This is a genomic window from Mycobacterium sp. pR1184, from assembly GCF_041287235.1.
GTDB lineage: Bacteria > Actinomycetota > Actinomycetes > Mycobacteriales > Mycobacteriaceae > Mycobacterium.
Map to the genome: position 1 here is coordinate 99,631 of NZ_JBGGKR010000005.1, position 21,610 is coordinate 121,240.

Sequence of the window (21,610 nt, forward strand, 5' to 3'; positions counted from 1 at the left end):
TCTGGCCGCGAATGGCACACTCCTTGTCATGCGACGTGTTGTGGAGGGCGAATGGCAACCGACCGTTCCGGCGCTGGTGAATCTGGTTGCCGCGTCCGGGGCACCGCAGTTGCGAGCGGCGTTCGCCGCGGCTGGTCTTGACGGGATCCGGCCCGCGCAAGCGGTCGCCTTGGTACCACTGGCGCTGGGCGGACTTCATGCGTCGGCCTTGGCCGAGCGGCTCAGGGTGAGCCGGCAGGCGGTGGCCCAGGCGGTAGCTGCCCTGGAGCGGCACGGATACGTCACCCGGGTACCGGACCCGGCCGACGCGCGCGCCCGAACAATCGAGCTGACCCCGCGCGGTCGACAGGCTCTTCAGGTAATGCGTTCCCACGCAATCGAATTGGAGCGGCGATGGCAACAGGTGCTGGGTAAGCAGCGACTGGGCGAATTTCGCGAGACGTTGGTGATGCTGTTGTCGGCGGAATCCGGCTCGAACTGACGGCCGGTGAACTCCTGCCGTAGAGCCGCGCTGCCGTCATACTGTCGAATCGGGGCCCGTTCAATGAGAGGGCGGCGATTGTGATAGTCCGTGATGTCGACGTGGACGCCGTTGCCGATCTGGCGCTTTCTCCGCCACGCGCTGCGTTAGCCGCCGTCGACAAGGGCGATATCCTTTTGCTTCCGGTGCACGTCACTCTCGAGGAGCCGCTCGATCCAGCGTCATCGACGCGCATCGTGCAGCTGCCCGCCGGCAGCGCAGACCTCACCGATCGGCCCGTCGTGGTGGTCGCCGACGACGGGCCCCAATGGTTTCGACTGCGCTCGCTCACGATCAGAGGGACAGCCCGGGCCTTAGGCAATGACACCTATCGGGTCGCCCCCGATCGGATCGTCGCGTGGGATTACGGCGCGCTTCGCGAGGTACCGGATCCGCCCGGAACCCCGGATCGGCAACCCGCAGCGGTTTCGGCCGCAGCCGAACAGGAGGACGGCCCCGCTCTGGACTCCCCGAAACTCCAATCGGTGGTGGGCAAATCGCGAGTCATGGTGCTGGCAACCCGATCACGCAAGGGCACGGCGTTCGCGGTACCGCTCTGGTTTGTTCCCCATCAAGGTCGGCTTTACGCGACAACCTCGGCGTCGTCTTGGACCGCGCGCAATCTGGCTGCTACGTCCCGGGTGGCCCTCTTACTCGGTGGCGAAGGCGGTGACAAAGGCAGTCGTCTTCTGGTGCAGGCAAGCGCCCGGGCGGTCCTCGCCATGCCACCGCCGGAGGTGTTGGCCCGGATCGCCTGGCGCTACTACCTGCGACCGCGATTCGCGGGGGTTGAGCTCAGTCACATCGGTCTGTGGCCACTGCGAATGCGGTATTACGCTCAGTCGCGGCCGGCATACATCGTGATCACGCCCCACACCGCGACCGAACACGGCTTGCCGCAGACCGAGGCGTAGCGATGAAAACCGCTGTCCGGCCGGCTGTCCCGCAATGAGGTGGGGGGTCGCTGCTGCGGTTATCGGGCTGGTCGGCTACGACCTGTTGATCCGGCCGGCGCAGTTGGATTGGGGCGCAACAGCTTCCGAAAGAACGATGCGCTTGCCCGGCGACGACATCGTCGGGGATGTCATGAGCCATCACACCAAGGCCGTGACGATCAATGCTGCGCCGAGGCAAATCTGGCCATGGCTGGTGCAGATGGGTGATCACCGAGCGGGCTTCTACAGCTACGACTGGGTAGAGCGCTGGGTGTTCGCGGGAACCGTGCATTACATCGACGGGCGGCATTCCGCGACCCGCATCCACCCCGAACTTCAGGACCTGCGCGTCGGCGACCGGATCGACACCGGGTCGATCGGCTCGGTGCGCATCGGCAGTGCGGTGACGGTTCTCGAGCCCCAGCGTGCTCTGGTCATCGGGACCTGGGCGTTCGCCCTCGTGCCGACGAATGACAACCGCACCCGCCTGCTCGTTCGCGAGCGGGACACCGGATGGTTGCGGGTGCTGGCCCCGCGAGGCTCCGGGCTGCTTCGCGCATTCGGCGCGGTCATCGACTACACGGTGGGGGAGCCGCTGCACTTCGCGATGGTCCGCAAGATGATGCTCGGCATCAAGCAGCGCGCCGAGTCCACCGCGGTGCCCAGTGTCCCTCGGGAAGAGGACAAGTGACCCTAGGCCGCGGGCCCGGGCCGAATCGACAATCGCTCCATGTCAACCATGGGCGCCGAACGCATGATGATCGAATCGGCGGTTCCGGCTTTCGACGCGATGCTCGACGAGCACGTTGTCGTAGCCGCTGACCCGGCGACGACTTACCGGGCCGCGAGAGCCTTGGACCTGCTGACCGTGCGCACGCCACTGCTGGTGGCGTCGATGTGGATCCGGAACTTACCGGCCCGCTTGTCGGGTCGGGCCGCGCCCACACCACCCCGCTTGGTGATTGGCGAGAACAGACTGCCCGGCTGGCTGGTGCTGGGCGAACGGCCGAACCGCGAATTCGCGTTCGGCGCGATCGGAAAATTCTGGCAGCCGGTGATCGAATGGCGTGACGTCACGCTGGCAGATTTCACCACCTTCGCCGAACCCGGGTGGGCGAAAATCGGGGCTAACTTCTCGGTGGCACCTTACGGGGAAAGCCACACCCTACTTAGTTACCAATGCCGCACTGCCACAACAGATCCCGCTGCACGGCGACACTTCCGGCGGTATTGGTGGCTGATCCGGCCCTTCGTCGCGCACATTATGCGCGCCACCCTGAACACGATTAGGGCCAACGCTGAGGCAGCGATGGATGGGAGTAAACGATGCGCGTCCTGGTGACTTTTGGGTCCAAGCGAGGCGGGACGGCGATTGGCGCAATCATCACCCCCGGTGACCTCAGGAGTCGAATGGCGCTATCCGCACCGCCAACGGCAATCCACAGCGGACCAGAAGCCCAAAGCGTCCGTGCGGCACCGCCGCTGCCTCGGCACGCATCATGCCCACGAGTTCGCGTTTGAAATCGCCTCGCGGGTACCGTCGCAACACCTCGGCAACGTTGCCCGCAGCGATGTCCCAAATGCGCAGCCCGGCGCCGTCGACCATCGCGCCCCACTGCAGGTAACAGCCCATCGCCCCGTCGACGTCGACCGTGATGCCCGGTGTCGTATGCACGCAGATGCCGTCGGCCAGCAGGTCCGCGCGCTGGTCATCCACGCCTGCCACCTGTGCGCAGGCGAACATCCGGTCGGCGCTGCCGAGTGTGAAATCGCGCTCCGGCGTTGGCTTTACGATGCCGTAGTCATGCAGCAGCGCGCCGCAATAGAAGAGTTCGTCGTCGAGTTCGCAGCCGTCGACCGCCGCGAGGGCATGCCCGAACAGCCAGGTGCGGTAGGAGTGGCCCAGCAGCGTCGGCGGCAATTCCGCGCACGCCTCTTCGGCCTCGCGCGCGAACCTGGAATCTGGTACCCGCACTGTGTTCAGATCGACGCGCGTGGCCGCCTCCGGAATTCGGCCCAGCGCCAGCTTGACCCGGCCCACCGCGTTGGTCCATTGGCCCACCGCGGCCGCGAGCAGCAGACGGCGCCGCTGCGCTCCAGACAGCCGGCCGCCGGTGCGACGCGCCCAGCCGAGCCCGCCAAGCCGCTGCGGATCGGGCACAGTCGCGGTCAATCGTGTTGTCGCTAAGGTGTTCTCAAGAACACGTCATTGAGCGTGACGGTACGCAAGTTTCGATCACGGATCGTGTCGATGAGTTGCGGATACACATGCGTGACAGGCAGGTGGTTGAGGTGGCCGATCACGATGGACTGCGGGACGAAGTACTCGTCGATCATCTTGAGGATGTACTCCTCGGTGATCAAGGTGGAGTCCGACAACGATCCTGACCACAGGGTCGGCACGGTGTAACCGAGCTCGTTCGCCACGGCGTCGACGGCGGCGTTGTGTTTGCCATACGGTGGCCGGTAATACGGTTTGGCCCCGACGCCGTAGGTCTTCTTCAGGAACTCGTCGTTGCGCTTGAGCTCTTCTTCGATCTTGCTCTGCGGCACGGTCGTCAAGTCCGGATGCGACCAGGTGTGGTTGCCGAGCTGGATCTGCCCGGACTCCACCAGCGGTCGCAGCAGATCCAGGTTGTCGGTCCACGAGTTGTAGATCCCGTTGACGAAAAACGTCATTCGCACGCCGGTGTCCTTGGCGAGCTGCGTGTAGGCGCGCACCACGTCGCTGTTCACGCCGTCATCGAGGGTCAGCGCGAGCAGGTCGCCGTCGCCGGGGAGCTTCATCAATGCGCCGCCGCCCGGTAACGGGATCCGCGCACTCAGCGGGGGTGGCGGCAACAAGCCTGCCGGTGATGGCGCCGCGGGCCCGGGGGTGGGCATCGAATCCAGGGGCACCTGGGCAAAGGTTCGCGGTTGCGGATCGACGATCAGCCGTGCTGCACCGACTGCGGCGACCGTAGCCGCGGCGAGCGAGCCGAGGAAACGGCGGCGCTTCATCTCTGATTCGTTTGCGGTGCTGTGGCGACGAGGCGACCGGACGTACCGATCACCTCTCCTGCCAAACTCCGCATCCACAGGAGCGAACCGTACCACTACCAGCCCAAATATGTCCGTTTCGGGACGGGAGGGTCAGCTGTGAATTCCCGGGGAAAAATGGCGCGGAGCTGCGAAGGTCACGGGGCGGTCACGACGCGCTATCGGATCAGTTCGGCTGCCCGCTACCGCGTTGCGGTAACGGCACCGGCTCGACATTCGGGGTTCCCAGGGTGGCGGCCAGCCAGGGCAACGATGCATCGAATGCCTCGGCGGCGAACGGCCAGTCGTGTTTGCCTGGTTGGGTCACCACCGCGCAGTTGATGCCGTTTGCCTCGGCGATCGTGCACAGCGCGTGGGCGGCCGCGTCCTGGCCCTCCGGATTAGCCGCGGCGGTACTCACCAGGGCGGGGTTGGCCCCATGCGCGACGCCGTGCCCACCGGGCGGGGAGGGGATGTCGAACCATCCCGATAGCCCGGTGTAGCGGCCGTGCCGGGTCATCACGGTGAGCGGGTCGTAGTCGGTCCAGGCGGCGGTGTTGCCGCCGAACAACTCGGCGATGGTTTGGTCGTTGCTGCCGATGTTGGGCCGGAAGTCGCCGGCGATGTCGACGAAGGCGCTGAACAATTCCGGATGCATGACGGCCAGGGTGACGGCGCAGGTACCGCCCATCGACCACCCGGCAACACCCCAGTTCGCCCGCTCGGCGCTGACGCCGAAGTTCGACACCATGAATGGCACCACATCTTTGGTCAGGTGATCCGCGGCGTTGCCGCGGCTTCCGTTGACGCACTCGGTGTCGTTGTCGAACGCGCCGGTGGGGTCGGGGAACACGAAGACCGGGGCGAAACCGTGATGGCGGGCAGCGAAGCCGTCGATGGCGGTGAAGGCACCGCCGGGCCCCAGCCAGTCGCGAGGCAGATTGAATGCCGAGCCGAGCATCATGACCGTCGGGAGCCGGGGCGGCGGGTTGGTGTTGAACCACGCCGGAGGCAGGTAGACGAGTTCCTGGCGGTGCGGGAAGTGGGATGCGTTGGAGTCGATGTTGACCGGCACGACCACACCCTTGTCCGGCTTGGTGCCGGCGACCTGCATCGCGGTGACCTGCAGCCGGTCGATCTGATCGGGAAGCGGCTCGGACGTCAGCTGATTCCACGCGGCGAGCACGGTGGGGAAGTAGCCAACCCAGAGGTTCAAGGACATGCCCGCGCACAACACACACAGCGGGACCGACAGGAACGCGAGTCCGCGCCGCCACCAGCGGGCGCCTTTCCAGCCCAGCACCAACACTGCGGCGGTCAATCCGCTCAGTGCGATCCACAGCCACAACGACTTGGGTGCCGGGTCGCCGGCCACCCCGAGCGATGCGATATACCAGTAGGCCAGCGCGGCCACCGCGGCCGCGACGACCAGTGCCACCGGCAGCGCCCGCCGCAGCCAGCCCGGCCTGCGCCAGTCGATCACGATCAGCGCCACCAGCAGCGCGAGTGCTTGCGTCGCGAGGGGCAGCCAGCCGTGCAGCAACGACAGTTGTCCGAGGAATTGGGGCAAACGTGCAGACCTTAAAGCTATGGAACCCGGTAGGCCAGACCAACTATCCCATATCGCCCGAACGGATCGTGCTCGTGAAAGAGCGCAGCCGCAGGCTGTTGCCGACGACAAAGACGCTGGAAAAAGCCATCGCGGCACCCGCGAGCATCGGGTTGAGCAGGCCCAGCGCGGCCAGCGGGATCGCGGCCACGTTGTAACCGAAGGCCCAGAACAGGTTCATCCTGATCGTGGCCAGCGTCTTGCGGGAGAGCCGGATCGCGTCGACGGCGGCCCGCAGGTCGCCGCGGACCAGCGTCAGGTCGGCGGCCTCGATCGCCACGTCCGTGCCGGTTCCCATCGCGATACCCAGGTCGGCGGTGGCCAGGGCCGCGGCATCGTTGACCCCGTCGCCGACCATCGCGACGACCTTGCCGTCGGACTGCAGACGCTGCACGACTGCGACCTTGTCGGCGGGCAGCACCTCGGCGATGACGTGCGCGATCCGCAGCTCTCCGGCGATGCGGTCGGCCACGATCTGGTTGTCCCCGGTCAGCAGGACCGGGGTCAGCCCAAGCTGCTTGAACTGCCGGATGGCCTCGGCGCTGGTGGGCTTGACGGTGTCGGCGATCACCAGGATCCCGCGGGGGCTGCCGTCCCAGCCCACGGCGACGGCGGTCTTGCCTTCGCTCTCGGCGCGAAGTTTGGCCTGGCGAAGGGCGGGGTCGAGGTACTGCGCCCAATCGGCGAGCAGGCTCTCACGGCCAACCACGACGGCATGGCCGTCGACAACGCCGTGCACGCCTTTGCCTTGAACGTTCGTGAAGCCCTCGGGCGCCGGAAGCGAGCCCAGTTCCGTGGCGGCGGCCTTGGCGATCGCTTGGGCTACCGGGTGCTCGGAGGCGTCCTCGAGCGCTCCCGCATAGCGCAGCAGTGCGGCGCGGTCGGTGCCAGGCGCCGCGATGACGTCGACCAGCGTCATCCTGCCGGTGGTCACGGTGCCGGTCTTGTCGAGCACGATGGTGTCGACCTTGCGGGTGGACTCCAGCACCTCGGGCCCCTTGATCAGCACGCCGAGTTGGGCGGCGCGACCCGTGCCGACCAACAGCGCGGTCGGCGTGGCCAGGCCCAGGGCGCACGGGCAGGCGATGATCAGCACCGCGACCGCGGCCGCGAACGCCGCGGCGACGGGGAATCCGGCGACGAGCCACGCCACCAGGGTGACGACGGCGATCGCGATGACGATCGGCACGAAGACCGCGGACACCCGGTCCGCGAGCCGCTGGACCTTGGCCTTGCCCGATTGCGCGGCTGCCACCAGCCGGGCTATCCGCGCGAGCTGGGTGTCTTCGCCGACCACGGTGGCGCGCACGACCAGACGTCCGCCGGCGTTGACGGTGGCGCCGGTGACGACGTCGCCCTCGCCCACCTCGATCGGCACCGACTCGCCGGTCAGCATCGAGGCGTCGACGGCTGACGATCCGAAGATGACGACCCCGTCGGTCGCGATCTTCTCGCCGGGACGCACGACGAACTCGTCGCCGACCTTGAGCTGCTCGACGGGGACGCGGATCTCGATGCCCGCACCGTCGGGTCGCAGAAAATCGGGACGCAGCACCGCGACGTCCTTGGCGCCGAGCTCCAGCAGGGCGCGCAGCGCCGCGCCGGCCCGCCGCTTGGAGCGGGTCTCGAAGTAGCGGCCGGCCAGAACGAACAGCGTCACACCCGCGGCCACTTCGAGATAGATGTCGCCGGCGCCACTGCTCGGCGTGACAGTCAGCGAGAAGCCGTGATGCAGGTGCGGGTGGCCGGCCGTCCCGAGGAACAGGGCATACAACGACCACAGGAACGCCGACAGGGTCCCGATCGACACCAGCGTGTCCATCGTCGCGGCGCCGTGCTTGAGGTTCGCCCAGGCGGCGGCATGAAACGGCCAACCCGCCCACAGCACCACCGGCGCAGCCAGGGCCAGCGATGCCCACTGCCAGTTGCGAAACTCCCATGCCGGGATCATCGCCATCGCGATCACCGGGGTGGCCAGCACGATCGCCGCGATCAGCCGGTTACGCAGCGAAGCCAGCTCGCGGTCGTTGCCGGCGGGTTCCGCGTGTGACTGCGGCATGACGGCGGTGTAGCCGGCCTTCTCGACCTCGGCCACCAGCGACTGCGGGTCGTATCCGACCGGAACAGTGACCGACGCTCGCTCCAGGGCGAAGTTCACGGTCGCCGTCACGCCGTCGAGTTTGTTCAGCGCCTTTTCCAGCCTGGCCGCGCAGGAGGCACACGTCATCCCGGTGATGTCCAGCTCCAGGTTGCTGACCGCACTCGTGGTCATGACGCTCCTTCCCTGTACCCCGCCGGGGTATTCAAGCCATACTCACGTATATACCCCCAAGGGGTATTGACGTCAAGACCGTGTCACTGTGAGATTCTGCCTGGTCGGCGCGCGTTGGCGGTGGTGGGGCATCCGTCCGCTACGGCTGCGACAACAACAGCATGACCCGGCCCTCCGCCGGCGCCTCGGGGAAGGCGCTGAGATCGAAGCCGTAGTACTTGCGCTGGATGTCGGTGACGGCGTCGATCACCTTGCCGCTGGCCGTCAGCCGGCCGTCGCGGACGCCGGCCATCATGCCCTTGAAGTCGGGCACCGACAGTGATTCGGCGAGCAGGAGCGCCTCGCCACCGGAGGCCAGGGTGACCAGCACCCCGGCGCCCGCGTAGTTGTTGCCGCCGCGGCCGGTGCCTCGCGGCGCCCAGTAGACGGGCTGGGACGCCACGGTGCCCTTTACCCGCCGGTACGCGCCCGGGTGGTCGGTATCGGCGACGGTCACGACGGGCAGCGCGGCGATCGTGCGTTGTTCTTTGAACCACATGGCGCCCAGCGGGATACAGACGATCGCGTACATCATCAGCAGCAACACCAGCACCGGTTTCCACGCGATCTCCCAGCCGAGCCGGCGTTGTGAGATCGGCAAGCCCTCCAGCCGCGCATCGAGTTTGTTGCGTCCGAGGCGAAAGACGTACCACGCCAAGACACGGGCCAGTGCCATGCAGCCAAGGATGACCAGGCCGACGATGCCGCAGACCCGCCAATAGAAGGTGCTGTCACCCTGATTGGTGGTCGCGGCCAGCATCACCGCAGGGATCGGCGCGGTGATCAACAGCAGCAATGCGTACGACGGGTGACTGGTCAGGAATGGGTAAGTCACGGTCCACGCGCGGTTACCGCCGTAGATGGTCATCCCCCCGATGTCGGCGTGCACCGTCGGAGTCCACGAGCCCTCCACCACCCGGGGTTTAACCAGGGAGCGCACGAAGAAGAATCCGAAGATCACCGAAACCACCAGCGCGCCCCAAAACACCCCGTCGAGCCGATCGCCCGTTCCGGGCACACCGAATGCCCCACGGATGTCGATGACTTTGCCGATGAAGAACGTCAACGGCATCACGAAGAAAAACTCGGTGAGCCAAATCTGGATCAGCTGGGGGATGCGCGATCCGATCCGATCGAATGCCAGCACGCGTTGCCAGATGAAGCGCAGGACGCCCATGGCGGGCGACTCTACCTGGGAATTAGTTGGGCGATGGGCAGTTGAGCAGCATTGCCGCGGATGCGATCCTCCGTGGTGTACCACGCCTGGCCGGTGGATCCACTCGGGCTCCTCGCAGGGCAGGATCGCGGTGACCGCAGCGAGGTCGTCGGGTTTGCCCGGCCGGCTTCTCGTCGAGGACCTCACTCTGGTGGGCGGACCGGCATCGGATCTCTCACCCACCGACCCCCGTTCACTGGGGACCCCCACATCCCGGGACTACGAGACCAGGCGGGTTTAGGCTTCCGGCTAGGCGGAAAGAGACATCATGACTGTCACCGTTGTCGACGCAGGACCCCGACAAGTGAGCCGATCGGTCGAAGTGGCCGCCCCGGCCTCGGAGCTGTACGCCTTCGCGGCCGATCCCAGGCGCCACTGCGAGCTCGACGGTTCGGGCACGGTTTGCGACAACATCTCCACCCCGTCCGAAATGGTTGTCGGGTCCCGGTTTTCGACCAAGATGAAGATGTTCGGGGTGCCCTACCGCATCACCAGCACGATGACCAAGCTGAAGCCGAACGAAGTAGTCGAATGGCGACACCCGGTGGGACACAGCTGGCGTTGGGAATTCGAGGCGCTCTCGCCAACTCTGACCAGGGTCACCGAGACCTTCGACTATCGAGACGCGGGTCCGATCAAGAACAGCCTGAAGTATTACGAGCGGATGGGATTTGTGAAGGGCAACGCGTCCGGCATCGAAGCGACGTTGGCCAAGCTGCGCGACCGCTATGCCGGGACATCGTGAACGCCATCGTGGCCTGAATCGTGGTTCCTTCGGAAGACCAGCCCCTCACCGAAGGACGCCAATCGATGACCCGCACCGCCGCCCCCCTCGCAGCAACGAGCCACCTCTCGGAGTCACTGATTCGGTTGGGCCACCTGATCAGTCGCTACGGGTTGGTCGTCGTGCTGGCTTGGATCGGGTTCGGCAAGTACGTGAAGATGGAATCCCGGGTGCTGATCGAACACAACCCGCTGATGAGCTGGGTCTACGACGTATTCAGCGTCACGACTGTGGCCCACGGGCTGGGGACGATGGAAATCGTTGCCGCCCTTCTGATTGCGTTGCGTCCGGTATGGCCGCGGGTATCCGCGGCCGGCAGTGCCCTAGCGGTGGTGCTGTTCCTGGGAACCTTGAGCTTTCTGTTCACCACACCCGGCGTGGTCTCGACACACGCCGCCGGCCTGCCCGTGCTGTCGGCACTGCCGGGCCAGTTCCTGCTGAAGGACCTGGTGCTGATCGGGGTGGCGCTATGGACGCTCGGCGACGCGTTGCGTGAACAGCGTTCCCCGGACAAGGCTTTTGGCTGAAACGACCGCGGCGCGGTAGGTCCGCGGCGCCAAGCTGTCCGCCTGCTCCGAGAGCCCCCGGGTCAGCGCGCAGATCGCTTCGACCGTCGACCGGGTGTCGGTGTCGCCGGACAGTGTCCCGCGTTGCCGGGCGTCGTCGATGATCTCGAACACGACGTCGTGCAACGCCTTGGATCCGGGCGACCTCGTTGTGCCGGCGGCGCGCAGTGCTCGCAAAAATCCGGTCAGATAGGGATAGTCGCGAACCAGGCCCGTCGACTCGTCGAGCACCGCGTCGAGCCGGTCGATGATGTTTTCGTGCCGCGCGGCGGCCGCCCGCAGTCGCGGCGCGACGATCGCCTCGATCTCCTCGCCGGTTGCGGTGAGCAGTTCGGACTTGGTCGGAAAGTAGTGATACAGGCTGCCGCTGGTCATCTTGGCGGCTCGGGCGATCTCGCGAATGGACGCTCGCGAGTAGCCGACCTCGGCGACGCAGCGCATCGCGGCGGTGATGATCCGGCGGCGGGTCTCGTCGCTGTCCGCGCCCACCGGGCGCCCGAGCTGAGTCACCGGTCGTCGGGTCGGCGCGCTCGTCTGCCGATCCGGATGCGCCAGGTCCGCTTCCGCCGTGTCAGGTAGTAATCGGTGGTAAAACTCTCTGAAAGCCGCCAGCCCCGCCATCGGGCCAGCAGACACAGGCCCGAGCCGACGGCGATTCCGGCCAGTTCCCCCAGCGGAGCGTGACCGTAACGGGAGAGCAGCACCACGGTGCCACTGGCCGCCACCGCGGGTGTCGCGTAGAGCGTATTACCGCCGAAGATGGCCGGAGTGCGGTTCACCGCCAGGTCTCGCAGCGCCCCACCGCCGACAGCACTGATGGTGCCGAGCAAAATTGCTGGGAGCCAAGACAATCCGGCTGCCAATGTCTTCTCCGCACCCGCCACCGCCCAGGTGCCCAGCGCCAGCGCGTCCACGACTGGATAGGTCAGCGACCACAGCCGCGCTCGCAGCGGTATCAAGAATGCGACCGCTGCTCCCGCCAGCGCAACCACCACGTAAAGGGTGTCCGTCAATGCCACCGGCGGCCCGTGCTGCAACAGCGTGTCTCGGATTAAGCCGCCGCCGAGTCCCGACAGAATCGCGAGCGCTACGAATCCCACAGGGTCCATGCGGAATTCGCGCGCCACGACGCCACCGAGTACGGCGTTGACGAATACGCCGGCCAAGTCGATAGCGCGCGAGAACTCCCCCAACGCGAGGTTCACGGCCGCTCACCTCCGGATTCATCGGTCGGTCAAATATATTCGACGTTGTACTGCGCCCGCGGTCGAAGGGTGGGCAACCATGCGAGCGAAGACCCAGCTGGGTCGCCCTGTCGGTGCCAGCGGCGAAGAGACCCGCCGCCGCATCATCGTCGCGACGATGAAATCGGTGGCGCAGGTGGGCTACGCCAAGGCAACGATCCGCGAGATCGCCCGGATGGCCGACATGACCAGCGCCAGCCTGTACAACTACTTTCCGAACAAGTCCGAACTGATCAAGGCGGCCGTCGCGGCCAGAACCGACACGGCCATGCCCCGGCTGCGCCGGGCCGCGCAAGGACCGGGCAACATCGTCGACCGGATCGAAGCGGTGCTCGACGAATCCGGCCAATTGATGCGTGAGTATCCAGACCTGGCCGCGTTCGAGTTCGCGATCCGGTCGGAATCCGTTGCGGCGCCGCTGCGGCCGAAGGTCCGCGGGAAACCGAGAAACCCGGGGTTCGAGGCGTTCCGCGAGATCATCGAGGGCGTCGTCGAGGACGCCCGTCAGCGCGGCGAATTGGGTGATCAGCCGGATTCGCGGGCGGTGGTCGCGGCGATCTACGCGCTGATCTATGGCCTGACGGAGCTCGCGGCCACCCTCGCGCCGGAGGACTATCACGCCGCTTTGAGTTCGGCGAAGGTGCTGGTCAGAGGTGCTTTGTTCGAGGAGTCACCGACGAATCCTTGATACGATCAAGCGATTGATTATAGAGTCGACGCACGAAGAGCGGAGTCGGGACTTGACCGAAACTGTTGAGTACGCATTCGACGTCGATGCGCTGCGGCGCAAGTATGCCGAGGAACGCGCGCGCCGGTTGCGGCCCGACGGGATCGACCAGTACGTGGAGATCGCCGGCGAATTCGCCCATTTCGCCGAAGATCCCTGGGTGGACGGGGAATTCACCCGTGAGCCGCGCACCGACGAGGTCGATGTGGCGATCGTGGGAGCCGGCTTCGGCGGGCTACTGACCGGGGTGCGGCTGCGCGAACTCGGCGTGAAAAGCGTCCGGCTGATCGACCGGGCGGCCGACGTCGGCGGCACCTGGTACTGGAACCGGTATCCGGGGATCGCCTGCGATGTCGAGTCCTACGTCTACATCCCGCTGCTGGAGGAACTCGGCTACATCCCGGCGGAGAAATACGCCAAAGGCGCCGAGATCTTTGCGCACTGCCAGCGCATCGCGGAAGAATACGACCTGTACCGCGACGCGTGCCTGCGCACCGAGGTGCTGGAGATACGTTGGGAGTCAGGCGAATCCCGTTGGATCATTCGCACCGACCGGGGCGACGAGATGCGGGCCAAGTTCGTCTCGATGGCCAACGGTTATCAAGCCAAACCCAAACTGCCGGGCATTGCCGGCCTCGGATCGTTTCGCGGCCACACATTTCACACCAGCCGCTGGGATTACGGCTACACCGGCGAGGAGCTGGAGAACCTGGCCGGGCTGCGCGCCGGCATCATCGGCACCGGCGCAACCGCGGTCCAATGCGTGCCTCATCTGGGTGCCGCCGCGCAGCAACTGTACGTCTTCCAGCGCACCCCCTCATCGGTGGATGTGCGTGCCAACGCGGCCACGGATCCGCAGTGGGTCAGCACATTACAGCCGGGTTGGCAACGTCGGCGCATCCAGAACTTTCAGATCCTGACCGCGGGCGGGCAGGCGCCCGAGGATCTTGTTGCCGATGCCTGGACGAGCATCACCCGCAAGCTGCCGGTGATGCGCCACGACGGAGACGGGTCGGCGGACCCGGAGCAGCGTGGCCGCGATATCGAGCTCGCGGACTTCGCCAAGATGGAAGAAATCCGTGCCCGGGTCGACGCGATCGTCACCGACCGCGCCACCGCCGAGGCGCTCAAACCCTGGTACGGCTATTTCTGCAAGCGTCCCTGCTTCCACGACGACTACCTGCAAACGTTCAATCGGGACAACGTGACGCTGGTCGATACTCGCGGTCTCGGGGTGGAGCACATCACCGAGTCCGGCGTTGTCGTCGACGGCGTGACCTACGAGCTGGACTGCCTGATCTTCGCCACGGGCTTCGAAGTCGGCACCGATTACAGCCGGCGCACCGGCTTCGAGCTGATCGGACGGGACGGCGTGAGTCTGACCGAGCGCTGGAGCGACGGCGTGCGCACCTTCCAGGGCCTGTGCGCCAACGGTTTTCCGAATTGCTTCATCGAAAGCATCTCGCAGGCGGGATTGACGGTGAATTTCCCATACTTGCTTGACGTGCAGGCCACCCACGCCGCCTGGATCATCGCGTGGGCCCTCGAGCACGACGCCACCGAGGTCGAGGCATCGCCCGCCGCCGAAGCCGCGTGGGTCGACGCGGTGGTCGCGCGCTCGACCGCGACCGCCGAGCGCGCCAGGACGTGCACACCCGGCTATTACAACCGCGAGGGCAAGGCGGACGCCAAAACCCGGCAGGGCAGCTTCTTCTTCGGCACGCCAACGGAATACGCCGACATCCTTCAGGCCTGGCGGGCACAGGGCGATCTGTCGGGTCTCGACATTCGCCGAGCCGGCTGGTGAAGTACCTGCTCGGCCGGGCCCGCGCGGCGACCCGGCGGCGACGCTCACCCAGGGTGGCGATCATCGGCGCGGGATTCGGCGGGCTGGGCGCGGCGGTGGCGCTGCGCCGGGCCGGCATCGACGACCTGGTGATCATCGAGGCCGGCGACGGCGTCGGCGGCACCTGGCGCCGCAACACCTATCCGGGTGCCGCCTGCGATATCCAAAGCCACCTATACTCGTTTTCGTTCGCGCCCAACAAATCCTGGAGCCGGACCTACGCTCGGCAGCCCGAAATTCTCGCCTATCTGGAGTCGGTGGCCGACGACTTCGACCTGCGCCGTCACCTGCGGCTCGAGACCAAGGTGCGCTCGGTGGAATGGGATGCGGATACCTGGAGCTGGGAGTGCCGGCTGGAACAAGGTGGCCGTGCCAGCACGTTGGTCGCCGACGTGGTGGTCTGCGCCGTCGGATTGTTCGGTTCGTTGAAGCTGCCGGATATCATGGGCCTCAACGATTTCCGTGGCTTCGTCATGCACACTGCGCAGTGGGATCACGACTTCGCGGTGGCGGGCAAGAAGGTGGCGGTGATCGGCACCGGCGCCAGCGGGATACAGCTCGTTCCCGAACTGGCGAAAGCCGCGGCACAAGTGACGGTCTTTCAGCGCACTCCGCCGTGGATGGTTCCCAAAGACGACCGCCCTTACAGCGCATCCGAATTGGCGCAGTTCCGGCGCAACCCATTCGCGGTCCCGCGCACCCGCTGGAAGATCTGGAAGTTCCAGCACGACAACACCGCCACCTTCGCCGACGACCCGGTGGTCGCCGCGCGCACCCAGATCGCCACCTCCTTCCTGGAGCGCACCGTGGCCGACGAACAGCTGCGGCGCGCCCTGACGCCGGACTATCCGTTCCGCTGTAAGCGCGTGTTGCTCGGTGACGACTACTACCGGGCGCTGCAGCAAGACAACGTCACCCTCGTCACCGACCCGATTGACCGGATCACCGAGACATCCGTCGTCACGACCGCGGGCGGAGTCGTCGACGCCGACGCGATCGTGCTGGCCACCGGATTCGAGACGTCGCACTATCTGTCGGGCATTGACGTGGTCGGAACCGGCGGGCAGCGCCTGCACGAACGCTGGGGTGAGGACCCCAGCGCTTACCTGGGCGTGGCCGTCGCCGGATTCCCGAACTTCTTCATGCTGTACGGACCCAACACCAACCAGGGTGGCAACTCGATCGTCTACATCCTCGAGGCGGGCGCCCGGCTGGTGGCCAGCGCGGTCACCCGGCTGGCGCGACGCGGCGGTTATCTCGAGGTGCGTCCCGAGGCCGAAAAGCGGTACAACGACCTACTTTCGGCCGACCTGGAGCGGACCATCTGGACTCAATGCGAAAGCTACTTTCGCTCACCCACCGGCCGGATCGTCACGCAATGGCCGTACACCGAACTGGAGTACGCGCGCCGGACCTGGAGGCTACGAACCCGCGACTGGCTGCACCGTACTGGTGTTGCTCCGAGACGGTTATCCGATGCCGAAAGCGATTACACCGCAGATCAATTCACCGGCAGCTAGGCACAGTAGGCGTTGTTGGCGCCGCCGAACCCGGCGCTATCGCGCGGGATCCTCGGCAACCTCGATCTCGCCGGCCGCTGCCGCCGCGCGCAGTTGATGAAAGTCGTCGAGCGACTTATCGGCGTAGGCGTACGACCATTCGGCGACCGCTTCGTGCACCGCAACGCTGGTGCCGACGTAGCCCCGCAGAATCGAGGCATTCGCGCTCTGCGCGTGCGCCCGCGCCAACAGCACCGCGCACGCGGTGACGTAATCCGTGAAGGTGGACGGCGACATGCCGTCGGTCTCGATGGTGCCCTTCATGTCGTGGAACTGACGGACGTAATAGTCGCGGCCGTCCTTGCGGGTAGATCCGAGGAACACGTCCGACATGGCCTGCAGGATCAGTTGCCCATCGGTGACGCGCACCCCTTGGCCATGGGCTTCGATCGCCGCCGTCAGGCTCTCCGGCTGACGCCACCCGCCGTATTCGTCGAGCACTGAACGGGTGGCCTCCTTGATCTGCAGGATCAATGGCGTGTCGTTCGGGCCCACCAGGATGACCAGGTAGCAGCGGGTCCCGACGCTGCCGACACCAACTACGCGTAGCGCGACGTCGGTGACCCGGAAGTGCGACAGCAACAGCGCGACGTCGGCAGGCACCGCGGTCAGATACTCCTGAATCGACTCCACCAGCGGGGCCTCGACGTCCTCGTCGACGTGTTGCAGCACGGGCGGCGCCTCCCGCAGGCGCGGTGTCCCGTCGGGCCCGATCTCGGTGATTTGCTTGAAGACTCGCGCCGACGTCCGGGTACGCGCCCGTGAGATCGTCTTCTGGATCACCGCCTGTAGGCCCTTGGACATCGTCCCGGTGTAGTGCTCGGGCTCCACCCGCAAGTAGTACCGCTCCAGGACGTCCATCTCCTCGAGCATCGACTCCAGGCTGCGTTGGTAACCCACCAGCGCCTGCTCGACGCAACGCCGGATGGCCTTGCCGGAGTATCCGGCGTGACGGCCCCCGATGACCGCGCTGGTGATCAGGCGCTTGACGTCCCATTCGGCCGGGGCGACCGCGGCCTCGTCGAAGTCGTTCAGGTCGAAGACAATCGAGCGGTGCGGGGCGGCATACAGGCCGAAGTTGGAGATGTGCGCATCACCGCAGCACATGATTTCGATCCCGGTCGACGGGCTCGCGGCCAGATCGGCCGCCATGACCGCCGCCGAACCGCGGTAAAAGGCGAACGGGTCGGTGAGCATTCGGGCGAACCGCAGCGGAACGAGTTCGCTTATCCGTCCGGCATTTTGGGCGACGAGAATTTCCGTCGCGGATCGCGACGAGGGAGTCAGCTGCGCGAGGGAACGTCGTGGGACGGTCTTGCGCAGTGCCCGGCCGCGGGCCACATCTTCGCCCGGAACTTCGAGTTCGATCAAGCGGTCACGCAACACCCGTTGCGGCATGCGCTCAGCATACGTAGGGGGTCGTGGCCGCGATAGATGTCGGATCGTCAAACCCAGCAAACTTAATCTCAGGCTGATTCTCAACGATGTCAACGGGTGGCCCGATCGTTAGCATCGTAAAAATGTTGGATCACCAGACCAGATGGTCTGGTGATCAGTGTGAGGGGACGCCTGGATGCTGAAAGCGCGTCCGCCGCTGAGGCGTCTTCTTCCCCGCATTAGCCGGCTCAATGCCCTCGGTGTTATAGCCCTCGTTTTCGCGACGGTCGCACTCGTGGTCAAGAACGTTCCCGAGGCGGGATCCAATCAGATCCTCAACGTCTCCTATGACCCCACGCGCGAGCTGTACGCCGCGATCGATAAGGCGTTCGTCCCGCACTATCGGGCACAGACCGGTGTCACCCTGGACATCAAAGAGTCGCACGGCGGTTCGGGCCGTCAATTACGAAGTGTTCTCGATGGTAGTCAGAAGGCCAGCGTGGTGTCGCTGGCGTTGATCAGCGACATCCAGACCTTGAGCAAACACGGGCTGATCGTGCCCGATTGGCAACATCGGCTGCCGCACAATTCGGTGCCCTATACGTCGACCGTCGTCTTTGTTGTCCGCAAGGGCAATCCGCGAGGCATTCATGACTGGCCCGATCTGGTCAATGCCGGAATATCGGTGGTGACGCCGAACCCGCGCAGCTCCGGCAACGGTCAGTTGAGCGTTCTGGCGGCCTGGGGATCGGTGACCACCCGCGGCGGCACCCCGGCCCAGGCGAAGGCCTACGTGAAGTCGCTGCTGTCGCACGTGGCGGTATCCGACACCGGAGCGCGCGGGGCGAGCGACACCTTCACCCTGGCCAAGATCGGTGACGTCCAATTGACTTGGGAGAACGAAGCGTTGCGCGAGGTCGCCGCCAACTCCGACGAGCTCGAGGTCGTCTACCCACCGGTCAGCATTCTGGCCGAGCCGGCGGTGGCGTGGGTCGACGCGAACCTCGCCGAACCCAAGACCGCGACTTATGCCAAGGCTTATCTGGAGTACTTGTTCACCGATGCCGCACAAGAGCAAGCGGCGCAATTCGGGTATCGGCCGTTCAAGCCGGAAATCCTCGCCAAACACGCTGGCCGGCTGCCTCCGCTCGCGCTCTTCGGAATCGGCGAGATCGCCAAGGACTGGAGCGACGCGCGCGAGCAGTTCTTCGGAACCAACGGAATTCTCGACACGATCTCGGCGCCGCCCGCCGCGGCGTCGGGAACCTAGCGAAAGACGTGGGCACGGTGGGCTTCGCGCTGAATTACGACGCGGTAAAAGGCAGGCATGACGTCATTGCCGGCCTTACCGTCGCCGCCATCTCCTTTCCCCAGGCGATGGCGTATGCGCTGATTGCCGGCGTCGATCCCCGATTCGGTGTGTACTCGGCCATCGTCGTCACGATCGTCGCCTCGATATTCGGCTCGTCCTCACATCTGATCAACGGGCCCACCAGTGCCATATCGCTGTTGGTCTTCACGGCACTTGCCTTCATCGATTCGGAAAACAGCACCGAGCTTTTCGAAGGGCTGTTCCTGTTGGCTGTGCTGGTGGGCGTGGTTCAGATCGTGATCAGCCTGTTCAAGCTCGGCAACCTGACCCGCTACATTTCCGAGTCGGTCATCATCGGCTTCATGGCGGCCGCGGCGTTTCTGCTGGCCGTCGGACAGTTGGGCAACGCGCTGGGCGTGCGCGACAAGGGCAACGGGCACATGCAGGTCTTGCACCGGGTCTGGCTGACCCTCTCGCATGGCGATCACGTCAACTACCGCGCCGTGGTATTGAGCACGGCGGCAGTGCTTTTGGCCGTGGTGCTACGCAAGCTGGTGCAGCGTTACCGCTGGCCGCAGATCGACATGCTCGCGGTGCTGATCATCACATCGGTGATCGCCTACCTCGCGGGGTGGTCGATCCCCGGGGCCGGCGGCCATACCGCGGTGTCGGTGGCCGCCAAGATCCCACGGAGCCTGCCCACCGCCCACGTCCCCGAAGTCCACACCGAGTGGTTGCCGCACCTGTCGACCGGAGCACTGGCGATTGCGTTCGTCGGCATCATCGAGGCTTTGTCCATCGCCAAAGCCATTGCCTACCAGACCCAGCAGAAGATCGATTACAACCGGCAGATCATGGCCGAAGGTCTGGCCAACCTGGCCGGCGGTTTCTTCCAGAGCCTGCCCGGCTCGGGTTCGCTGTCGCGGTCGGCGATCAACTTCCAGTCCGGAGCCAAAACGCGATTCTCCGGAATCGTCTCGGCCGCAACGGTTGCCGGTGCGCTGCTGTTGTTCGCCCCGCTCTTGCGCTACGTGCCACAGCCCGCACTGGCGGGCCTGCTGCTGGTGACCGCCTTGCGGCTGGTCGATTTCAAGCGGCTGGTCTACACCGTCAAGGCGTCGCGCTACGACGCGGGCCTGGTGATCGTCACCGCCTTCACCGGCGTTGCCATCGATCTGGACAAATCAGTGTTGCTCGGCGTGGTGCTGTCGATCCTGCTGTTCGTACCGCGTGCTGCCAAGCTGAAGGCGCGCGAACTCATCGTCACACCCGAACGTGTGGTGCGTGAGCGACTTCCGGGCGAGCCCGCGGACGAGTTTGTGGTGATCTACGACCTGGAAGGCGAGTTGTTCTTCGGCGCCGCACCGGAATTGGATCGCTACCTGTCCGAGATCAGCCGACGAATCGCCGACGACGACATCAAGTTCGCGGTGTTGCGCCTCAAGCGGGTGCGCCACCCGGACGTCGTGTGCATCGAGCGCATCGAGCACTTCCTCAGGGAGGAAACCGCACGCGGTGTCACCGTGCTACTGGCCGGCGTACGTCCCGACACGCTCGCAGTGCTGAACAACGTCGGATTCCGAAATTGGTTCACCGCAGAGCATGTCTTCCCCGAAGAGGACGAGGATTTCTCCGCGACGCTCAAGGCGGTGCGCTACGCCCACGGCAAGCTGGCTGACTGGAAACTGAAGGAACCGTCCCCGATCGCGCCAGAACTCACGAATTTCTACTACCTGGTCTAGCTGCCGGCGGCCACCCGGGCCCGCTCGGTCATCGAGGCGACCACGCCGCCGTCGTTGAGGATGTCGGTGCCGGTGAGGTAGCCCGCTTTGGCACTGGCGCAGAAGGCGAGTAGCTCGGCCATCTCCTCCGGCTTGCCCCACCGCGGCACGGCGGCGTTGGCCACCATCGCCCCGGCCCCGGCCTGTTCCTCGAGCCGGCCCATCTCGGTGTCGACGGACCCCGGAGACACCGAGACGATGCGCAATCCGCGCGCGTTGAAGCGCTCCGCCTGAGACTGGCTGTACCACTTCACGAAACTCTTGCTCAACGCGTACGCGTAGCCGGATCGAGCTTCCTCGGGTATCGGGTCACACGCCGCCATCATCGCGTCCCAGAAGGCGCCGCTGTCCTGCAGCGCCGACGAAAACTGGCCCGTCGGAATCATTTCCGCGGGCAGTATGTGGGCCGCCATCGATGCCACATTGACGATCGCAGAGCCTTCGCCTGCTGTGGCGTAGAAAGCCTCGTTGACGTTGAGGGTGCCGATTGCGTTGGTGCGCATTACGTACTCGGCGGAGCCCATGCTCGGGCTCACTCCCGCGGTGTGGATCACGGAGGAGAGGGTGCCGAGGCCCTTTGCGGTGTCGAGCAACTCGGCGACGGCATCCCGGTCTGTCACGTCACAATTGATCGCGGTAACGGTGACCCCGAGGTCTTTCAGGGTGGCGGCCGCGGTATCGAGGCGGTCTTGCCTGACGTCGCAGAGGACCAGCGTGTGGTCGGTGCCGACAACTTTTGCCGTGGCCAGACCCATGCCGCCCGCGCCACCCGTGATCACCGAGACTCGATTCATACCGCGACGCT

At 65.7% G+C, this 21,610-nt stretch carries 20 protein-coding genes; 11 read left to right on the plus strand and 9 right to left on the minus strand.

Annotation, left to right across the window (positions count from 1 at the left end):
* Positions 1 to 28 precede the first annotated feature (28 nt).
* The 4 genes from ACAG21_RS10710 (at position 29) to ACAG21_RS10725 (ending at position 2,797) form a co-directional block, all read left to right on the plus strand.
* Positions 29 to 481: a MarR family winged helix-turn-helix transcriptional regulator gene (locus tag ACAG21_RS10710; RefSeq protein ID WP_370496017.1), complete on the plus strand. Its 453-nt coding sequence runs from the start codon at positions 29 to 31 to the stop codon at positions 479 to 481.
* A gap of 80 nt (positions 482 to 561) precedes the next feature.
* Positions 562 to 1,434: a pyridoxamine 5'-phosphate oxidase family protein gene (locus tag ACAG21_RS10715; RefSeq protein WP_370496018.1), complete on the plus strand. Its 873-nt coding sequence runs from the start codon at positions 562 to 564 to the stop codon at positions 1,432 to 1,434.
* Positions 1,435 to 1,468: 34 nt separating this feature from the next.
* On the plus strand, positions 1,469 to 2,146 hold the full coding sequence (locus tag ACAG21_RS10720) for a hypothetical protein (RefSeq protein WP_370496019.1): 678 nt from the start codon (positions 1,469 to 1,471) through the stop codon (positions 2,144 to 2,146).
* 39 nt (positions 2,147 to 2,185) lie between these two features.
* Positions 2,186 to 2,797, plus strand: coding sequence for a hypothetical protein (locus ACAG21_RS10725; protein ID WP_370496020.1), 612 nt, complete (start codon positions 2,186 to 2,188; stop codon positions 2,795 to 2,797).
* A 57-nt stretch (positions 2,798 to 2,854) separates the two neighbouring features.
* On the opposite strand, the gene ACAG21_RS10730 is transcribed toward ACAG21_RS10725, so the two are convergent.
* The 5 genes from ACAG21_RS10730 to ACAG21_RS10750 form a co-directional block, all read right to left on the minus strand.
* Positions 2,855 to 3,628: an HD domain-containing protein gene (locus ACAG21_RS10730; protein ID WP_370496021.1), complete on the minus strand. Its 774-nt coding sequence runs from the start codon at positions 3,626 to 3,628 to the stop codon at positions 2,855 to 2,857.
* Between the two features lie 11 nt (positions 3,629 to 3,639).
* On the minus strand, positions 3,640 to 4,455 hold the full coding sequence (locus ACAG21_RS10735) for a polysaccharide deacetylase family protein (RefSeq protein WP_096283533.1): 816 nt from the start codon (positions 4,453 to 4,455) through the stop codon (positions 3,640 to 3,642).
* 205 nt (positions 4,456 to 4,660) lie between these two features.
* Positions 4,661 to 6,043 carry an alpha/beta hydrolase gene (locus ACAG21_RS10740; protein WP_370496023.1) on the minus strand — a complete coding sequence of 461 codons (1,383 nt, stop codon included), beginning with the start codon at positions 6,041 to 6,043 and terminating at the stop codon, positions 4,661 to 4,663.
* 43 nt (positions 6,044 to 6,086) lie between these two features.
* Positions 6,087 to 8,354, minus strand: coding sequence for a heavy metal translocating P-type ATPase (locus tag ACAG21_RS10745; RefSeq protein ID WP_370496024.1), 2,268 nt, complete (start codon positions 8,352 to 8,354; stop codon positions 6,087 to 6,089).
* Positions 8,355 to 8,493: 139 nt separating this feature from the next.
* Positions 8,494 to 9,570, minus strand: a complete 1,077-nt coding sequence (locus ACAG21_RS10750) for a hypothetical protein (protein ID WP_370496025.1) — start codon at positions 9,568 to 9,570, stop codon at positions 8,494 to 8,496.
* A gap of 307 nt (positions 9,571 to 9,877) precedes the next feature.
* Between ACAG21_RS10750 and ACAG21_RS10755 the strand changes: the two genes are divergently transcribed.
* Positions 9,878 to 10,354 carry an SRPBCC family protein gene (locus ACAG21_RS10755; RefSeq protein ID WP_370496026.1) on the plus strand — a complete coding sequence of 159 codons (477 nt, stop codon included), beginning with the start codon at positions 9,878 to 9,880 and terminating at the stop codon, positions 10,352 to 10,354.
* A 65-nt stretch (positions 10,355 to 10,419) separates the two neighbouring features.
* Positions 10,420 to 10,920 carry a YkgB family protein gene (locus tag ACAG21_RS10760; protein WP_370496027.1) on the plus strand — a complete coding sequence of 167 codons (501 nt, stop codon included), beginning with the start codon at positions 10,420 to 10,422 and terminating at the stop codon, positions 10,918 to 10,920.
* On the opposite strand, the gene ACAG21_RS10765 is transcribed toward ACAG21_RS10760, so the two are convergent.
* Both ACAG21_RS10765 and ACAG21_RS10770 read right to left on the minus strand, forming a co-directional pair.
* The gene (locus ACAG21_RS10765; protein ID WP_370496028.1) at positions 10,861 to 11,469 is read right to left on the minus strand and encodes a TetR/AcrR family transcriptional regulator; all 609 of its coding nucleotides are present in this window, start codon (positions 11,467 to 11,469) and stop codon (positions 10,861 to 10,863) included. The two genes, ACAG21_RS10760 and ACAG21_RS10765, sit on opposite strands and share 60 nt — an antisense overlap.
* A complete protein-coding gene (locus ACAG21_RS10770) occupies positions 11,466 to 12,164 on the minus strand; it encodes a trimeric intracellular cation channel family protein (RefSeq protein WP_370496029.1) in 699 nt (232 codons plus the stop codon). Before ACAG21_RS10770 ends, ACAG21_RS10765 begins: the two co-directional genes overlap by 4 nt.
* Positions 12,165 to 12,243: 79 nt before the next feature.
* Between ACAG21_RS10770 and ACAG21_RS10775 the strand changes: the two genes are divergently transcribed.
* From ACAG21_RS10775 to ACAG21_RS10785, 3 genes are read left to right on the plus strand one after another with little or no spacing between them, the layout of a single operon-like run.
* Entirely contained in the window at positions 12,244 to 12,891 is a 648-nt protein-coding gene (locus ACAG21_RS10775) for a TetR/AcrR family transcriptional regulator (protein WP_370496030.1), read from the plus strand.
* 52 nt (positions 12,892 to 12,943) lie between these two features.
* Positions 12,944 to 14,737 carry a flavin-containing monooxygenase gene (locus tag ACAG21_RS10780; RefSeq protein ID WP_370496031.1) on the plus strand — a complete coding sequence of 598 codons (1,794 nt, stop codon included), beginning with the start codon at positions 12,944 to 12,946 and terminating at the stop codon, positions 14,735 to 14,737.
* Entirely contained in the window at positions 14,734 to 16,296 is a 1,563-nt protein-coding gene (locus tag ACAG21_RS10785; RefSeq protein ID WP_370496032.1) for a flavin-containing monooxygenase, read from the plus strand. The genes ACAG21_RS10780 and ACAG21_RS10785 overlap by 4 nt, the downstream gene beginning before the upstream one ends.
* Positions 16,297 to 16,332: 36 nt before the next feature.
* Here the strand turns inward: ACAG21_RS10785 and ACAG21_RS10790 are convergent, their stop codons facing one another.
* The gene (locus ACAG21_RS10790) at positions 16,333 to 17,733 is read right to left on the minus strand and encodes a DUF2252 domain-containing protein (RefSeq protein ID WP_370496033.1); all 1,401 of its coding nucleotides are present in this window, start codon (positions 17,731 to 17,733) and stop codon (positions 16,333 to 16,335) included.
* A 175-nt stretch (positions 17,734 to 17,908) separates the two neighbouring features.
* Here ACAG21_RS10790 and ACAG21_RS10795 point away from each other — a divergent pair, with 175 nt between their 5' ends.
* Together ACAG21_RS10795 and ACAG21_RS10800 are read left to right on the plus strand one after the other, a co-directional pair.
* Positions 17,909 to 18,982 carry a sulfate ABC transporter substrate-binding protein gene (locus tag ACAG21_RS10795; protein WP_370496034.1) on the plus strand — a complete coding sequence of 358 codons (1,074 nt, stop codon included), beginning with the start codon at positions 17,909 to 17,911 and terminating at the stop codon, positions 18,980 to 18,982.
* A 17-nt stretch (positions 18,983 to 18,999) separates the two neighbouring features.
* Positions 19,000 to 20,766 (plus strand): SulP family inorganic anion transporter, encoded by a 1,767-nt coding sequence (locus ACAG21_RS10800; protein WP_370496306.1) that lies wholly within the window; start codon positions 19,000 to 19,002, stop codon positions 20,764 to 20,766.
* On the opposite strand, the gene ACAG21_RS10805 is transcribed toward ACAG21_RS10800, so the two are convergent.
* Positions 20,763 to 21,599: an SDR family oxidoreductase gene (locus tag ACAG21_RS10805; protein WP_370496035.1), complete on the minus strand. Its 837-nt coding sequence runs from the start codon at positions 21,597 to 21,599 to the stop codon at positions 20,763 to 20,765. The genes ACAG21_RS10800 and ACAG21_RS10805 overlap by 4 nt on opposite strands.
* Positions 21,600 to 21,610 lie beyond the last annotated feature (11 nt).

Coding starts and splice junctions, on each gene's coding strand:
- ACAG21_RS10710 (WP_370496017.1), top strand. CDS start 29: ATGCGACGTGTTGTGGAGGGCGAATGGCAACCGACCGTTCCGGCGCTG.
- ACAG21_RS10720 (WP_370496019.1), top strand. CDS start 1,469: ATGAGGTGGGGGGTCGCTGCTGCGGTTATCGGGCTGGTCGGCTACGAC.
- ACAG21_RS10725 (WP_370496020.1), top strand. CDS start 2,186: ATGTCAACCATGGGCGCCGAACGCATGATGATCGAATCGGCGGTTCCG.
- ACAG21_RS10735 (WP_096283533.1), bottom strand. CDS start 4,455: ATGAAGCGCCGCCGTTTCCTCGGCTCGCTCGCCGCGGCTACGGTCGCC.
- ACAG21_RS10745 (WP_370496024.1), bottom strand. CDS start 8,354: ATGACCACGAGTGCGGTCAGCAACCTGGAGCTGGACATCACCGGGATG.
- ACAG21_RS10750 (WP_370496025.1), bottom strand. CDS start 9,570: ATGGGCGTCCTGCGCTTCATCTGGCAACGCGTGCTGGCATTCGATCGG.
- ACAG21_RS10755 (WP_370496026.1), top strand. CDS start 9,878: ATGACTGTCACCGTTGTCGACGCAGGACCCCGACAAGTGAGCCGATCG.
- ACAG21_RS10760 (WP_370496027.1), top strand. CDS start 10,420: ATGACCCGCACCGCCGCCCCCCTCGCAGCAACGAGCCACCTCTCGGAG.
- ACAG21_RS10775 (WP_370496030.1), top strand. CDS start 12,244: ATGCGAGCGAAGACCCAGCTGGGTCGCCCTGTCGGTGCCAGCGGCGAA.
- ACAG21_RS10790 (WP_370496033.1), bottom strand. CDS start 17,733: ATGCCGCAACGGGTGTTGCGTGACCGCTTGATCGAACTCGAAGTTCCG.
- ACAG21_RS10795 (WP_370496034.1), top strand. CDS start 17,909: ATGCTGAAAGCGCGTCCGCCGCTGAGGCGTCTTCTTCCCCGCATTAGC.
- ACAG21_RS10805 (WP_370496035.1), bottom strand. CDS start 21,599: ATGAATCGAGTCTCGGTGATCACGGGTGGCGCGGGCGGCATGGGTCTG.